This is a genomic window from Mycobacterium sp., from assembly GCF_035653355.1.
Taxonomy (GTDB): Bacteria; Actinomycetota; Actinomycetes; order Mycobacteriales; family Mycobacteriaceae; genus Mycobacterium.
In genome coordinates, this window is sequence record NZ_DASRBZ010000580.1 from 1 (window position 1) to 15463 (window position 15463).

General features: G+C 63.1%; 15 protein-coding genes. 11 read left to right on the forward strand and 4 right to left on the reverse strand.

Going from position 1 to position 15463, the window contains the following annotated elements; genetic code table 11:
* A partial coding sequence (locus tag VFA16_RS19980) for an acyl-CoA dehydrogenase family protein (RefSeq protein ID WP_324969490.1) occupies positions 1-348 on the forward strand: 348 nt, incomplete at its 5' end.
* Entirely contained in the window at positions 332-1519 is a 1188-nt protein-coding gene (locus VFA16_RS19985; RefSeq protein ID WP_324969491.1) for an acyl-CoA dehydrogenase family protein, read from the forward strand. The genes VFA16_RS19980 and VFA16_RS19985, both read left to right, overlap by 17 nt.
* Positions 1520-1601: 82 nt before the next feature.
* Here VFA16_RS19985 and VFA16_RS19990 read toward each other — a convergent pair whose 3' ends face one another.
* Genes VFA16_RS19990 through VFA16_RS20005 form a run of 4 tightly spaced genes read right to left on the reverse strand, consistent with a single transcriptional unit; the run spans position 1602 to position 4850 of the window.
* The gene (locus tag VFA16_RS19990) at positions 1602-2975 is read right to left on the reverse strand and encodes a cytochrome P450 (RefSeq protein WP_324969492.1); all 1374 of its coding nucleotides are present in this window, start codon (positions 2973-2975) and stop codon (positions 1602-1604) included.
* Positions 2972-3217 carry a ferredoxin gene (locus VFA16_RS19995; protein WP_324969493.1) on the reverse strand — a complete coding sequence of 82 codons (246 nt, stop codon included), beginning with the start codon at positions 3215-3217 and terminating at the stop codon, positions 2972-2974. The genes VFA16_RS19990 and VFA16_RS19995 overlap by 4 nt, the downstream gene beginning before the upstream one ends.
* 51 nt (positions 3218-3268) lie before the next feature.
* The gene (locus VFA16_RS20000; protein WP_324969494.1) at positions 3269-4129 is read right to left on the reverse strand and encodes a mycofactocin-coupled SDR family oxidoreductase; all 861 of its coding nucleotides are present in this window, start codon (positions 4127-4129) and stop codon (positions 3269-3271) included.
* A 19-nt stretch (positions 4130-4148) separates the two neighbouring features.
* Positions 4149-4850 carry an SDR family NAD(P)-dependent oxidoreductase gene (locus VFA16_RS20005; protein WP_324969495.1) on the reverse strand — a complete coding sequence of 234 codons (702 nt, stop codon included), beginning with the start codon at positions 4848-4850 and terminating at the stop codon, positions 4149-4151.
* Between the two features lie 342 nt (positions 4851-5192).
* Between VFA16_RS20005 and VFA16_RS20010 the strand changes: the two genes are divergently transcribed.
* The 9 genes from VFA16_RS20010 to VFA16_RS20050 all read left to right on the forward strand — a co-directional run.
* Positions 5193-6647, forward strand: a complete 1455-nt coding sequence (locus VFA16_RS20010; protein ID WP_414687775.1) for an aldehyde dehydrogenase family protein — start codon at positions 5193-5195, stop codon at positions 6645-6647.
* Complete coding sequence (locus tag VFA16_RS20015; RefSeq protein WP_324969497.1) at positions 6644-7849, forward strand: CoA transferase; 1206 nt, start codon at positions 6644-6646, stop codon at positions 7847-7849. Before VFA16_RS20010 ends, VFA16_RS20015 begins: the two co-directional genes overlap by 4 nt.
* Before the next feature lie 315 nt (positions 7850-8164).
* On the forward strand, positions 8165-8974 hold the full coding sequence (locus tag VFA16_RS20020) for an ABC transporter permease (RefSeq protein ID WP_324969498.1): 810 nt from the start codon (positions 8165-8167) through the stop codon (positions 8972-8974).
* A gap of 13 nt (positions 8975-8987) precedes the next feature.
* Positions 8988-9851 (forward strand): ABC transporter permease, encoded by an 864-nt coding sequence (locus VFA16_RS20025; protein WP_324969499.1) that lies wholly within the window; start codon positions 8988-8990, stop codon positions 9849-9851.
* A gap of 20 nt (positions 9852-9871) precedes the next feature.
* Positions 9872-11059: an MCE family protein gene (locus VFA16_RS20030; protein ID WP_324969500.1), complete on the forward strand. Its 1188-nt coding sequence runs from the start codon at positions 9872-9874 to the stop codon at positions 11057-11059.
* A complete protein-coding gene (locus VFA16_RS20035; RefSeq protein ID WP_324969501.1) occupies positions 11056-12108 on the forward strand; it encodes an MCE family protein in 1053 nt (350 codons plus the stop codon). Before VFA16_RS20030 ends, VFA16_RS20035 begins: the two co-directional genes overlap by 4 nt.
* Before the next feature lie 9 nt (positions 12109-12117).
* On the forward strand, positions 12118-13242 hold the full coding sequence (locus VFA16_RS20040; protein WP_324969503.1) for an MCE family protein: 1125 nt from the start codon (positions 12118-12120) through the stop codon (positions 13240-13242).
* On the forward strand, positions 13239-14708 hold the full coding sequence (locus VFA16_RS20045) for an MCE family protein (RefSeq protein ID WP_324969504.1): 1470 nt from the start codon (positions 13239-13241) through the stop codon (positions 14706-14708). Before VFA16_RS20040 ends, VFA16_RS20045 begins: the two co-directional genes overlap by 4 nt.
* Positions 14705-15463 (forward strand): MCE family protein (locus VFA16_RS20050; protein WP_324969505.1); only part of this gene is annotated, 759 nt, incomplete at its 3' end. The genes VFA16_RS20045 and VFA16_RS20050, both read left to right, overlap by 4 nt.

A 15463-nucleotide genomic window follows, 5' to 3' on the forward strand; every position in this document is an offset into this window, starting at 1 on the left:
CACCAATTCGGGGTACCGGTCGGCTCGTTCCAAGCAGTCCAGCACAAGGCCGCCGACATGCATGTTGCGATCGAGCGCGCCCGCGCGCTGGGATATTTTGCAGCACTGACCATTTCGGCGAACGACCCGCGGCGGCGGCTAGCGGCCGCAATGGCCAAGGCCTCGGCAGGGGAGTGTCAGGCGCTGGTTTTTCGCCACGGCCTGCAGCTATTCGGGGCGATGGGATTCACCTGGGAGAACGACCTGCAGTTCGCCCTCAAGCGAGCCAAGGCGGGCGAGCTCATGCTGGGCGGCGCTGCCGAGCACCGAGCGATGATCGCGGAGGAGTACCGTGCAGCTGACTTTTGATGCCGACGTCGAGGCTTTCCGGGCGGGGTTCGTCGCATTCCTCGACGAGCATCTGCCCGACGCGGCGGAGACTCTGGAGCGGCCTCGCTCGGTTTCGCACATGCCGGCGTGGGCGCGGCGGTGGCAGCGGCTGCTGTTCGACAACGGCTGGCTGCTCCCCGGTCAACCGCCTGAGTTCGGCGGCCGCAACGCCACCGTGTTGCAGCAGTTCGTGCACCTCGAGGAGCTCTGCCGGCGGCGGATCTACCACAGCTTCAACCCGCAGGGCGTGAATATCGTTGCGGCGTCGTTGTTGTCGTTCGGCACCGACGAGCAGAAGCGCCGCTGGGCGGTGCCGATTCTGCGGGCCGAGATCACTGCATCGCTGGGGATGAGCGAGCCGAGCGCCGGCTCGGACCTCGCGTCACTGCGTACCCGCGCTGTGCGCTGCTCTGATACACAAGGCGACCACTATGTGGTCAACGGACAGAAGGTGTGGACGTCCGGAGCCCACGACGCCGACGTGCTGCTGACGTTCGTGCGCACCGATCCCAATGCGCCAAAGCACAAGGGCATCAGCGCATTACTGATTCCGACCGATACGCCGGGTGTGGTGCGTCGGCCCTTCCCGTCGATCTGTAGCCGCGACGACCTGGATTTCAACGAGGTGTTCTTCACCGATGTGCGGGTCCCGGCAGAGAATCTGGTCGGGCAGGAGAACCAGGGCTGGCGGGTGGCCAACGGATCGCTGGGCCATGAACGCACGATGATGTGGCTGGGTTTCGCCGACCGGCTGCACAACCTCATCACCGACTTCCATCCCGCCACAGCGCTCGACCGCGACCACTACGCAACTCTGGTCATGGACCACCACGCACTGCGTCTGCTCGGTTCCGTGGCGCTGGCCCGCGCGGCGCGCGGCGAAGAAGACGTTCCCGCGCTGTCGGTTCTGAAGCTGTTTGGCTCCGAGGCCGAGCGAAGCGCCTGCGAACACGCCTTGGCGGCGGCCGGCTCCGACGGCCTCATCCAACCGGCACTGACGGGTCCGTATGCGCCCATGAACCTCGACCACTACTTCGCCAGCTGGTTCGAGCGCTATGCCCGCAGTTTCTCAGGCACCATCGCCGGTGGGACGTCGGAGATCCACCGCAATATCATCGCCCAGCGAGTGCTCGGCCTGCCGCAGGGTTGAGGGGCACTCCCCTCGCGCGAGCAGACGCAAAAGCACCCCAAACGGTGCGTTTTCGGGGCTTTTTGCGTTGCTGGCCAACGTCTCAGTCGATGACGGCGGCTTCTTTGTATTCGGTGATCGGCCTTGCCAGACCTTGCTCGTCACAGATGCGCTGCAGCTTCTCGAGCGTTTGCTCGAGGCCGGCTCCGATCGGAAGACCGGGAGTGAAAGTTGCCGGCAGATGCCGCATGCCCTGGATGACTCCGATGGTGTCGTAGTGCACGGTGCCGGCGGGATCGCAGCGGTAGTCGGGCATCCGGTCGAGCACGGCCGTGAGCATCGACTTGAACACCACGCGTGCGACGTTGGATCCGGCGCAGCGGTGGATGCCCAATCCGAAGCTGAAGTGGCGATTTCCCTTGCGATCTAGAATGATCTGGTTCGGGTCTGCGAACACCGAGGGATCCCGGTTCGCCATTGCCCACGAAATCCACAGGCGCTCACCCTCTTTGAACCGGGTCCCGAAGAATTCGCAATCATCGGAGAACGTCCGGCCGTCCCCGGGCGCCGGGGTGAAGTAGCGCAGGAACTCTTCGGTCGCGGAGTCCAGCAAGCTGTCGCGGTCGCGGCTGAGCACGTCGCGCTGATCGGGATTCTGCGACAACCACTCCAGCGCGTGCGCCGTCAATGCCGTCGTGGTGTCGAAGCCGCCGCCGATGACCAGGCCGAGCATCCCGAACAGGTCGAGGTCAGGTGCTGGTTCGCCGTCGATCCGCAGCTGAAGAAGTGCGTTGATGATGCCAGGACGCGGGTTTTCCCGAATCTCCGTGAGATTGCTGAACAGGTCGATGCCCATCTGCCGGTGCTGTTCGGCCACCCGCTCGGCTTCGGGAGAGTGTTCCGGCGTGTACACCGCCGCATGCACCGGCTCGCTGTATATCTTCCACTTCTTCAGCGGAATACCCAGCATCGCCAATGTGAGCACGGCCGGTACGACGTTAGCGAGATCGTCGACGAAATCGATGTGGCCTTCTTCGATCTTGTCGTCCAGGCAAGCCCGCACCACATCGTCGACGAACGGCACCCATCGTTTGACTGCAGCCGGAGACATGTACGGGTTCAGGACATTGCGATAAATCCGATGCTCCGGATCGTCCATCTCGAGCATGCCGCCCCGGATACCGCTGGCCCGCCTCGCCGGCGGGATGCTGATCCCCTGGTAGGCCGGCCGTTGGCCGGTGAGGTCGTGGTGGTTTGAGACATATGGGCAGCGGGCGAGCTCGAACACCTCGCGGTTACCGGCCGCGACCCAATGACCGCCGTAGGTGTCGGTCCAGGCGATCGGACACTTGGCGAGCATCTCCTCGGTGATGGCCTCGAACTGATCGCGGTACTCGGACGTATGGCGGTCGAAGTGGTAGCGGGGTTGCCTGCGCTCGTTGTCAGCGTCCGCGGCCGTCCTATCCTCCACCGTCACGACGTTGTCTCCCTCGGCTTTTCGACGTCGGCCCCCGAAGAAGGGCTGTCCGCATCGATGAAGATCGCGCATTCCGGGCACGACTGGGCGGCTTCCCGAACCTTGTCTTGCTGGTCGGGCGGGACTTCGTCGAAGACGGCCGACGAATGCCCGTCGATGTCGTCGAGCTCAAACGCTTCCGGAGCGATCATCGAACACAATGTATGCCCCTGGCACCGCTCCGGATCGACCCAAACCTTCACCGTATTCCTCCGCGATTGCGCCGAATTCGCCTGCTTTACAGACTTTTCGCCTCAGATGTGGTAGTCGTACCACTTGAGGTAACCGCCAGCGTCCACACGTAACTGCATTCCGGTCACATACCTGGCCTCGTCAGAGGCCAGCCAGAGCACCGCGTTGCTGATGTCCTCGGGTTCGATGTAGGGAATCTTCATCGCCTGCTGCACGCCGAAAACCGGCTCCGCGTCTGCCTGGGTCGGGTGCTCCAGGTCTGGGCGGAAGGCACGGTACATCGGCTCACTCTGCAGCATCGGCGTATTGCAATTTGTCGGGTGAATGACATTGGCGCGAATGCCAAGCGGCGCAAGCTCCGTGGCGAGGACGTTGACATACTCTGCGATCTGCCGCTTGGAATAGAGGTATGCCATCCCGCCCGGGTCGGCGCCGGGATTGTCCTTTTTGGCTACGTCCATCAGCGCTGCGGTTGAGGCGGTGGCAATGATCGAGGCGCCTTCGCGCAGGTGCGGCAGCGCCACTTGAATGGCGTTGATGGTTCCGATCAGGTTGGTGTTCCACACGTCGCACCACGCCTGCAGCGGCGGGTTGCCTTGCATGCCGGCGATCCCGGCCTGCGCGACCACAATGTCGAGCTTGCCGAACTCGGCCAAGCCGTCGTCGAGTGCAGCGCGCAATTGCGCGGCCTCGCGCACATCGGCCTGAGCGGTCACCACACCTTGGCCGGTCTTCTCTATCAGCCGTGCGGTTTCGTCGAGGTCTTCCGGGCGGGCCATCGGATATCCGATGGTCTCGATGTCACGACAGATGTCGACAGCGATGATGTCGGCGCCCTCTTCGGCCAGCCGAACCGCGTGGCTGCGACCTTGGCCGCGTGCGGCACCGGTGACGAATGCGACTTTTCCCTGAACGCGTCCCACAGAATTTCCTTCCCAGTACTTATGTGTTTCGGCCGCCGTTGACGCCCAAGATTTGACCAGTGATGTAGCCCGCCTCCTCCGACACCAGAAAGGCGCACGCCGCGGCGATGTCTTCCGGCTTGCCGATCCGGCGAACCGGCGTCGCGGCAATATTTTTCTCGATGTCGCCGAGATGACCTTGTTCCGCGGCCTTGCGCAGCATCGGGGTGTCGATGAAGCCGGGCGGCACCGCATTGACCGTGATGCCGCTGGGCCCGTATTCGAGCGCCAGCGACTTGGTGAGGCCATTGACCGCCGATTTGGCCGCCACATAGTGCGACATATAAGGAACGCCGGAATGGGTGCTCGATGAGGAGATGTTGACGATCCGGCCCCAGCCGGCCTCGATCATGTCGGGCAATACCGCCTGAATGGTGTGGAAGACGCCGTTGAGGTTGACATCGATGATGCGCTGCCACTCCTCGAACGTGATGTGAGCGAACCGCTTGAACCCGTCGAGGCCCGCGGCGTTGACCAGAATCTCGACCGGCCCAAGTTGGTCGCGAATTGCCGACAGGGCGGCGTCGACTTGCGATCGATCGGTCACGTCGGCGGTGAACGCGAACTCCGACTCGGCCGGTTTGAGATCAATGGTGGCGACTCGGTGGCCGTCTTTGCGCAGCCGCTGTGCGACGGCTAAGCCGATGCCTGATCCGCCGCCGGTAACGACTGCGGTCCTCACGCGGCCCTCCATGCATGCGTCACCGCTTCAAACATCAAGAACATCCCTTTCGATTATGAGAACCGTACTCTCGCGTCGTATCGTCTCGCAAGATTCTGAACTACCAGTCTTGAAATGCGCAGATGTGCCAAGGGCTGGGATAACGGCCGGTGGTGACTGGACTCCTTAAGCCAGTCGTTCTGCCTTGAGTTCTCGCGTGCTGAATGTAAGATTCGCCCGGGATGAGAATCAAATTATCCATGTGTCTAGGAGGCGGGAATGCCATCGCAGGACTCGGCAGTGACCATCTCGGCAGGTGGCGGGTCCTCGGGCGCCTCGTCTGAATTTCAGCGCTCGGATGACATGGGGGCTGACCGGCGGCTGCTGATCGACGGCCGGCTTGTCACCGCCGACCGGACCTTCCCCTCGGTCAACCCGGCGACCGGCGAAGTCCTCGGCTATGCCCCCGACGCGGGCCTTGCCGAAGCCGACGCGGCCATCGCGGCCGCCCGGCGCGCATTCGACACCACGCGCTGGTCGACCGACGGCGAATTTCGGATTCACTGCCTCGACCAGCTGCATCAGGCACTGCTCGAGCATGCCGAGGAATTGCGTGAGCTGACGATCGCCGAAGTTGGCGCTACTCGGGCGCTGACCCACGGGCCTCAGCTCGACGAGCCGATTGCGATTGTCCGCTACTACGCCGACCTGCTGCGAACCTACCCGATGACCGAGGACCTCGGCGAAATCGAGTCGCGCGGCATGCGCCATCACCGCTGGGTGGAGAAGGAAGCCGCCGGGGTGGTGGGCGCCATCATCGCCTACAACTATCCGAATCAGCTCGCACTGGCGAAGTTGCCTCCGGCCTTGGCCGCCGGATGCACGGTCGTCCTCAAGGGCGCACCGGACACGCCGCTGGTCACCCTGGCGCTGGGGGAGCTGATCGCCAACCACACCGATATCCCGGCCGGTGTGGTGAATGTGCTCAGTTCGTCGGATCCAGCGGTCGGTGCCGCGCTGACCACCAGCCCCGACGTCGACGTCATTACCTTCACCGGGTCGACCGCCACCGGGCGCAAGATCATGGCCGCCGCCGCCGAAACCGTGAAGCGGGTCTTCCTCGAGCTGGGTGGCAAGTCGGCGGTGATCATGCTCGACGACGCCGACTTCGCGATGGCGAGCATGTTCGCCGCCTTCAGCATGTGCAGCCACGCGGGGCAGGGTTGTGCGTTGACCTCTCGGTTACTGGTCCCCAGGAAGCACCACGACGAGATCGTCGAGGCGATCGCACAGAACTTCGCCAAGGTGCGTCACGGCAATCCGGCCGACCCTAATACCTATATGGGTCCGTTGATCAACGAGCGCCAGCGCGACAAGGTGGACGGGATGGTCCAGCGGGCTGTCTCGGCCGGCGCGAATCTGGTGACGGGCGGCAAAAAGATTGGCCCGGGCTTCTTCTATGCACCCACCTTGCTGACGAACGTCGATCCGGACAGCGAGATCGCCCAGGAGGAGATTTTCGGGCCGGTGCTGGTGATCATCCCCTTTGACGACGACGACGACGCCGTGCGCATCGCCAATAACTCGATCTACGGGCTTTCGGGCTCGGTGTTCGGCAGCCAGGACCGGGCGCTCGCGGTGGCGCGCCGGATCCGCACCGGCACGCTGTCCATCAACGGCGGAAACTACTTCGCGCCGGACGCCCCATTCGGCGGCTTCAAGCAATCGGGTGTGGGACGGGAGATGGGGGTCGCCGGGCTCGAAGAATTCCTGGAGCGCAAGACGCTTGCAATGCCTGTGTCTGGGGTGGTCGCATGACGCCGCTGGAGGGCATCCGCGTTCTCGAAGTCGCCATGTACGGCTTTGTGCCGTCGGCGGGCGCCGTGCTGGCCGAGTGGGGTGCCGACGTCATCAAGGTCGAACACGCGGTCACGGGCGACCCGCAGCGCGGACTGCGGCAGACCGGCATGTTGCGGGTGGAGGGCGATCCCAACCCGAACATCGAGCATGCCAACCGCGGCAAGCGCAGCATCGGCCTGGACATGTCGGTGCCCGAAGGCAAGGAGGTGCTCTACGAGCTGGCCCGCCGGTCGGATGTTTTCCTGACCAGTTTTCTGCCTGGGCATCGCCAGAAGTTCGGGATCGATGTCGACGACATCCGCGCCGTGAACCCCAACATCATCTATGCCCGTGGAAGTGCGTTCGGCCCCCGTGGCGCCGAGTCGGGCAAGGGCGGCTACGACATGACCGCGTTTTGGTGCCGGGCCGGAACCGCCGCTACCATCACGCCGGTTGGGATGGAGGGCATGGTCGCGCCACCCGGACCTGCGTACGGCGACACCATCTCCGGTACCAACCTCGCGGGCGGTATCGCGGCGGCGCTGCTCAACCGGGAACGCACCGGCGAACCGTCGATAGTGGACGTCTCGCTGCTCGGCAGCGGTTTGTGGTCGCTGGGCCACACCGTGGCCTTGACCGTCCATCTCGGACAACGCCTCGAAGCCCCGCCACCCGGAGTGCATGGGGCACCTAACAACCCTTTGGTCGGGCTGTATACGACTGCCGACAAGCGCTACATCTCTTTTGTGATGATGCAGCCGACCAAGTTCTGGGCCGACGTATGTCACCACATCGACCGCCCGGAACTCGCCAACGATCCCCGGTTCGCCAGCAATGAGCAGATCGCCGCCAACACGGCCGAGGCGGTGAAGATCCTCACCGAAGCGATCGCGGCTCGCACCCTGGCTGAATGGAGCGAACGGTTCGTGACGCTATCCGGTCCTTGGGCACCTGTACAAGACACGTTGCAGGCGGCCAACGACGCGCAGATCCGGGCCAACGATTATGTTGTGCAGGCCGGCCAGCTCGAATTGGTGGCCAACCCAGTGCAGTTCGATGTGTCCGCGCCGCCCACCGCGCCGGCGCCTGGCTTCGCTGAGCAGACCGACGAGGTTCTCATGGAACTCGGATACGACTGGGACCGCATCATCGAGCTGAAGACGACCGGCGCCGTCACCTAGAGTCGGGGGACTTGCGATGTCGCATGCTGCGTCCGTCGGTATTGACCGGCGTTCTGCGGGATTGTCGCAGAGTTTCGAGACCCTTGTTCTTGGTTGCGGATTCGGCTCCGAAAGGGTGCGCCGTGGGGCATAATCGCGGAACACGCGACGAAGGTGGGGGGCTTTACTCGTTCACCATTGACTTTGCCAAACCCCAAGCAAGGAGGAGAAGCGTGGGGAAGTTTTCGTCTTCGTCGCGGCGGGTTGCGTTGGCGCGCAATGCCATTCGTTCCGCAGCGGCGTTGGGCGTGACCGTCGTGGGAGGAGGGGGAGCCGATGGCGAGTAGTGGGGCTGAGCGCTGGTCTTCCGGTATCACAATGCCCAAAGGCTTCTCCGAAGCGATGCAGGCCGTGGGCGGGCTGGCCTCGATGTCGGGGGACGCGCTGAGGTTCGTGTTTCGCCGGCCGTTTCAGGGGCGAGAGTTCCTTGAGCAGTGTTGGTTCATCGCGCGAGTGTCATTGGCGCCAACCTTAATGGTGGCCGTGCCGCTGACGGTTCTGGTCAACTTCATTCTCAACATTCTGCTGCGCGAACTGGGCGCCGCGGATCTGTCCGGTGCGGGTGCCGCGTTCGGCGCGGTCACCCAGGTGGGACCGCTGGTAACGGTGTTGGTTGTGGCCGGCGCCGGCGCTACCGCCATGTGCGCCGATCTGGGTTCGCGCACCATTCGTGAAGAAATCGACGCGATGGAGGTGTTGGGCATCAACCCGGTTCAGCGTCTGGTGACCCCCCGCATGCTGGCGGCCGGGTTAGTGGCCCTGCTGTTGAACAGCCTTGTCGTCATTATCGGCGTTGCGGGCGGCTACACGTTCTCGGTGTTCATCCAAAACGTCAACCCCGGCGCGTTCGCTGCGGGTATCACGCTGTTAACCGGCGTACCGGAGATGATCATCTCCTGCGTCAAGGCATTGCTGTTCGGGTTAATCGCCGGTCTGGTGGCCTGTTACCGGGGACTGAGCATTTCCGGTGGGGGGGCCAAGGCGGTTGGAAACGCCGTCAACGAAACCGTGGTATACGCATTCATGGCGCTGTTCGTCGTCAACGTCGTAGTCACCGCCATCGGCATCCGATTCACGACCAAGTGACTGGAGACGTGCGATGACGGTCAAGACGTTGAGAGCCACCTATCCCAAGACTTTCCGTGCGCTCGACCAATTTCGCAAGCCCGCCGATGCCCTCGGCGGGCTGGGTGATCACATCTTGTTCTACGGCAGGGCGCTTGCCGGGGTGCCGTTCGCAACGGTGCACTACCGGCGTGAAGTCGTACGTCTCATTGCCGAAATCAGCATGGGTGCTGGTACTTTGGCGCTGATCGGCGGCACCGTTGTGATTGTCGGCTTCTTGACGATGGCGGCGGGCGGTACCTTGGCGGTTCAGGGTTATAGCTCGCTGGGCAATATCGGCATCGAAGCACTCACCGGGTTCTTGGCGGCGTTTATCAACGTCCGCATCTCGGCCCCCGTGGTCGCGGGAATCGGCTTGGCAGCTACCTTCGGTGCCGGCGTAACCGCCCAACTGGGCGCCATGCGGATCAACGAAGAAGTCGATGCGTTGGAAAGCATGTCGATCCGGCCGATTTCGTATTTGGTCAGCACCCGGATCATGGCGGGCATGATCGCGATTACTCCGATTTACAGCATTGCCATCGTACTGTCGTTCGTCGCCAGCCAATTCACCACTGTTGTCCTGTTCGGCCAATCGGGTGGTCTCTATAACCATTACTTCGATACATTCCTGTACCCGTACGACTTGTTGTGGTCGTACTTGCAGGCCGTTCTGATGGCGCTGACCGTTTTGTTGATTCATACCTACTACGGGTATTTCGCCGGTGGGGGGCCGGAGGGTGTCGGAGTCGCCACCGGCAACGCAGTCCGTACGTCGCTCATTGTGGTGGTATCGGTGACACTGCTGGTCGCGCTATCCATATACGGCACCAACGGACACTTCAACCTGTCGGGGTAACGGAAAGCGTTAGGAAGACGATGTCACACAACGCGATTCGCGTACTCGCCGGTTTGGTGGCCGTCGTCGTCATTGTCGGGATTGTCGCTGTGGCGGTCGGTATGTTCCAGGGCAGTTTCGCCACCACCGTGCCGGTCACCGTCGTTTCGCCGCGCGCCGGGCTGGTGATGAACAAAGACGCCAAGGTGAAAATGCGCGGCGTGCAGGTGGGTAAGGTGGCCTCGATCGATCCGGGGCCTAATGGGCAAGCGGTGCTTCACCTTGCGATGGATCCACCGCAGCTGCGTTTCATCCCCGCCAATGTGGTCGTCGACATCACGTCAAACACGGTATTCGGCGCCAAGTTCGTCGAATTGGTACCGCCCGCCAATCCCTCACCACAGCGACTGCACGCCGGCCAGATCCTGGACAACAAGCACGTCACCGTGGAAATCAACACGGTGTTCGAACGGCTGACGGCGCTGCTGGCGAAGATCGACCCCGCCAAACTCAACGAGACCCTCGGTGCAATCTCCTCGGCAGTCAGCGGCCGGGGCCACAAGATCGGCCAATCACTCGTAGACTTGGATTCTTTTCTGGCAACACTGGATCCGAGTCTTCCGGCCTTCAGCCACGACCTCAGCGTGCTTCCTGCGGTGGCGAACGCTTACGCCGACGCTGGTCCCGACATCGTGAAGATCGCCGATAATTCGACGCAAATCAGCCAGACGATCGTCGACGAGCAGCGAAACTTGGACGAGTTCCTGATCAGCAGCATCGGTTTGGCGACCGTCGGTAACGACGTGCTGAGTACCAACCGGCAATTGCTGACCTACGACTTGCATACGCTGGTGCCGACTACCAAACTGCTCAACGACTACCACCAAGCGCTGTGGTGCGGCCTGGGCGGGATGGTCGAGAATGCGAAGGTTCCGCCGCTGGATGTCCCAGGTGTCAAGGTACTGGTCTCGTTCTACTTCGGTGCTGAACGTTTTCGGTACCCGACCAACCTGCCCAAGGTGGCCGCGACGGGTGGTCCGCAGTGCCATGACCTTCCCGTAGTGCCCCCCGACGTGGCTCCCCCCTACGTTGTCGCCGATGTCGGTGCGAACCCCTGGCAGTACGGGAACCAGCAACTGCTGATCAACTCCGACGGCCTCAAACAGCTGCTGTATGGCCCGATTGATGGGCCGCCGCGCAACGTCACGCAGATTGGCCAACCCGGATGAGCAGCTTGCGCGGGACGATCATCAAGTTCGCGGTATTCGGCACCGTGATGGTGGTGCTGACCGTGTTCTTGTTCTTCATTTTCAGCCAGTACCGAACCGGTGCGACCAACGGGTATTCCGCAGTCTTCAACGACGTTTCGCGTCTCAAGACCGGGCAAACCGTGCGGGTCGCCGGTATCCGGGTGGGCACGGTCAATGGCGTGTCGTTGCGTCCGGATAACAAAGTGTTGGTGAAGTTCGACGCCGACCGCAGTCTCGTGCTCACCAACGGCACCCGTGCCGTCGTGCGGTACCTGAATCTAACCGGTGATCGCTACCTCGAACTCGTCGACGGTCCCGGGTCGACCAAGGTGCTACCGCCCGGTTCGCAGATCCCGGTCGACCGCACTGCACCAGCGCTCGACCTCGATCTGCTGCTCGGCGGCCTGAAACCCGTGATCACAGGCCTCAAGCCGCAAGACATCAACGCGCTCAGCTCCGCGCTGGTACAGATCTTCCAAGGCGAAGGCGGCACCTTGGAATCGCTACTGTCGAAAACCTCCTCGTTCTCAAACACCTTGGCCGACAACGAGCAAACGGTGCAGCAACTGATCGACCACCTCAACACGGTAGTGGGCACGCTGGACAAAGACGGTGACAAGTTCTCCCACGCGCTGGATCGACTGCAGCGGCTGATCAGCGGATTTTCGCAAGACCGCGATACGATCGGCGCCGCCATCGACTCCCTGGACAGGGGAACCGCCTCGGTAGCGGATCTGCTGACTCGCACGCGACCGCCGCTGGCAGGCACGGTGAATCAGCTGAACCGGTTGGCCCCGCTGCTTGATCAGAACAAGGGTCAGATCGATGTTGCGTTGCAGAAGCTACCGAGAAACTACCGCAAACTGTTGCGGCTGGGCGCAAACGGCAGCTGGCTGCCGTACTACCTCTGCGAACTCAGCCTGCGCGTCTCGGATCTGCAGTACCGGACAGTGGTAGTGCCCATGTTCAGGCAAGAAGGCGGGCGGTGCGCGGAGCCCAGCGAAGAGGAATTGCGCGCAGGCCAATGAGAGAGACCGATGGATAAGTACCGCGGAGCCCGCCTGATTCGGGCCGGATTCATGGGCGTTGTGCTGGTGGTGCTGGTCATCCTGGTGGGACTGTCTCCCGATCAGCTGGTACAGCGGGCCACGGCGGTCAGATACCAGGCGCTGTTCTCTGACGCGGGCGGCCTGGCTGTGGGCAATGTGGTGACGGTCTCGGGAATGCCGGTCGGCAGCGTGTCAAAGATGTCGCTGCACAACGGCGATGCCTTAGTCACCTTCACCCTCAAAGGGACGGTTCTGCTGGGCGGGGACACTACCGCGCACATCAGGACGGGTTCGCTGCTGGGGCAGCGAGTGCTCACCGTGGAATCAGCCGGCACTGGCCGGCTTCGTCCGATGGACATCATCCCTGTGTCGCGTACATCCTCGCCCTACTTGTTGACCGAGGCCCTCAGCGACGTCACGGCCTACGCCTCCGAGACGAATACTCAAGCGGTCAACCAGTCGCTTGACACGCTGTCGGCGACGCTCAACCAGATCGCTCCGCAACTGGGACCGACCTTCGACGGGGTGACCCGGTTGTCACGAGCCCTCAACAGCCGCAACAAAACACTGGGCGAGCTACTCAAAGGCGCCGCGGATGTCAGCGGAATCCTGTCGCAACGCAGCCAACAGGTCAACACGCTGATCCTCGACGCCGACGATCTACTCCAGGTACTCGTCGCGCGGCGGTACGAGATCTCGCAACTGCTGGCCAACACCTCCGCGGTGGCCAAGCAGCTGTCCGGTGTGGTGCACGACAACGAAGCCAAGCTGGCCCCGACGCTGAAAACGCTGAATTCGGTGCTTGCAATGCTGGAGAAGAACCGGGACAACCTCGCCAAAGCGATACCCGGTCTGGCCAAGTATCAGCTCACGCAGGGCGAGGCCGTCGCCTCAGGCTACTACTACACCGCGTTCGTCCCGAATGCGTTCCTGCCCGAAATATTCTTCCAACCGTTCTTCGACTTTTACTTCGGGTTCCGAAGAGGTGTGGACCAGGGTCGGCCACCGGACAACGCCGGGCCGCGGGCATTGTTCCCCTGGCCATACAACGGTATTCCTCCCTGCCCCGACTGTCATGTGGGCTTGCCACCGGGAAGGATCGGATCACAATGAGGCGCAACCGGCTTGCGGCCTGGCTGGCGATCGCCCTGGCAGTGCTTCTTGTCGCCGGCACGTTCGTGGCGATTCGCAATACGTTCTTCGGGCCCAAGACAATCACCGCCTACTTCACCACTGCCACAGGGATTTACAAGGGCGATGACGTGAAGGTCGCCGGCATCAAGGTTGGCAGCATCGCCGGCATCCAACCCCAGGGCACCCGTGCCAAGATGACTATGCACGTCGATCACGGTGTGCCGATTCCAGCGGATGCCAAGGCCGTGATCGTCGCCCAGAACCTGGTGGCCGCGCGCTATGTCCAGCTCACCCCGGCGTACCGGTCGAGCGGTCCCACCATGAGTGACGGCGCCGTGATACCGATGGAACGGACCGCGGTCCCCGTCGAGTGGGACGAGGTGAAAGCTCAGTTAACGCGGCTGGCAACAGATCTGGGACCCAGCGGCAAAGTGTCGAGCAGCTCCATCGGCCGCTTCATCGACAGCGCCGCGAACGCGCTGGGCGGCAACGGCGACAAGCTGCGGGAGACCCTGACTCAACTGTCCGGGGTGGGCAGAGTCCTGGCCGACGGAAGCGGCAACATCGTCGACATCATCAAGAACCTGCAGACGTTTGTCACCGCACTTCGCGACAGCGGCCAACAACTCGTGCAGTTCAACGACCGGCTCGCCACGCTCACCAGCGTGCTCGATGACAGCCGGTCCGATTTGGATGCGGCGCTGACGAATCTGGCGGCGGCGCTTCCCGAGGTGCAGCGCTTCATCGCGGGAACCCGTGACCCGCTCGCCGAGCAGATTGCGCGGTTGGCCGACCTGACCCAGATTCTCGTCAATAACAAGACGGCGTTCGAAAACGTCTTGCACGTTACGCCTAACGCACTTGCGAACGGCTACGCCGACTACAACCCCGACGTCGGCGGCATCCGCGGCGTATTTGCGTTGAACAACTTCACCAATGCCGTGTGGGCCGTCTGCTCACAAATGGCGGCCATCGAGAACGTCACCGCGACTGAGACAGGCAAGCTGTGCGCCCAGTACGCCGGCCCGGCGCTGCGTGTGGTCAACCCGTTCACGTTTATCAGCGCGCCGGCTCTTCTCTTCACATTCGGTGGGGGTTTCTTCCCCAACTTCAACTTCAACTGGTTTCCGTTCAACCCAATCCTGGCGAAGTCGGCAAGCCCGGAGAACATCGTCTACACCGAGGCGCGGCTGGCACCCGGCGGCGAGGGACCCAAACCCGGGCCGCCTGAGCTGCCTCCCGCGGTGTCTGCCTATACCGGCCTGCCGGGTGATCCGGTTGGGCCGCCGGGGGCGGTGCCCCCCGCGCGGATACCGGGAGCGGCGATGCCGGAGCCACCCGCGCCGACCAGGCCTGAGCAGTCACCGCCTCCGCCGCCCCCGCCAGCGCCGGGGCCGGGGAACGTACCCGGCATGCTGCTCCCGGCGGAAGGGCCGCAACCATGACCGCACAGCGACGAGGCGGCAAGCCGGCCCTGATGCCGGTCCGGCGGGTGGTTGCTGTCGGCTGCAGCGTCATGCTGGCCGCGACCGGATGCGCATACAACGGCCTGAACTCGTTACCTCTGCCGGGTGCGACCGGACGTGGGCCCGGAGCCGACATCTACCACGTCGAGATACCGAATGTCGGTACGATGGAGCCGAATTCGCCGGTGATGATCGACGACGTCGTGGTCGGCAGTGTCAACAAGGAGACGGTAAAAGCCTGGCACGCCGACGTTGAGATCTCGGTGAAGCGCGATGTCGTCGTGCCCGCCAACGCGGTGGCCAGGGTAGGCCAGACCAGCCTGCTCGGATCGATGCATCTGGAGTTGAATCCGCCGCCAGGCCAGCAGGGAAGTGGACGGCTAAAGCCCGGCGCCACCATCCCGCTGAACAGGGCCTCAACGTACCCGTCGACGGAGCAAACCTTGTCGTCGCTCTCGGTCGTCATCAACACTGGCGGCCTGGGCCAGATCGGCGACATCATCCATAATTTCAGCGCCGCCTTGTCGCAGAACCCACGCGCTGTTCGCGACTTGCTTGTTCGCCTTGACAGGTTCGTGGGCACGCTCGATGAGCAGCGCGACAACCTCGTCGCATCGATACAGGGATTGAACCGGCTCGCTGACACGCTCGCCGGACAACGCGACGTCATTACGACCGCGTTGCGCAAGATACCGCCCGCGCTGGACGTGCTGATCAAGGAACGGCCGCGCATC

Coding starts and splice junctions, on each gene's coding strand:
- VFA16_RS20040 (WP_324969503.1), top strand. CDS start 12,118: ATGGATAAGTACCGCGGAGCCCGCCTGATTCGGGCCGGATTCATGGGC.
- VFA16_RS20015 (WP_324969497.1), top strand. CDS start 6,644: ATGACGCCGCTGGAGGGCATCCGCGTTCTCGAAGTCGCCATGTACGGC.
- VFA16_RS20020 (WP_324969498.1), top strand. CDS start 8,165: ATGGCGAGTAGTGGGGCTGAGCGCTGGTCTTCCGGTATCACAATGCCC.
- VFA16_RS20030 (WP_324969500.1), top strand. CDS start 9,872: ATGTCACACAACGCGATTCGCGTACTCGCCGGTTTGGTGGCCGTCGTC.
- VFA16_RS20045 (WP_324969504.1), top strand. CDS start 13,239: ATGAGGCGCAACCGGCTTGCGGCCTGGCTGGCGATCGCCCTGGCAGTG.
- VFA16_RS20035 (WP_324969501.1), top strand. CDS start 11,056: ATGAGCAGCTTGCGCGGGACGATCATCAAGTTCGCGGTATTCGGCACC.
- VFA16_RS20010 (WP_414687775.1), top strand. CDS start 5,193: ATGGGGGCTGACCGGCGGCTGCTGATCGACGGCCGGCTTGTCACCGCC.
- VFA16_RS20025 (WP_324969499.1), top strand. CDS start 8,988: ATGACGGTCAAGACGTTGAGAGCCACCTATCCCAAGACTTTCCGTGCG.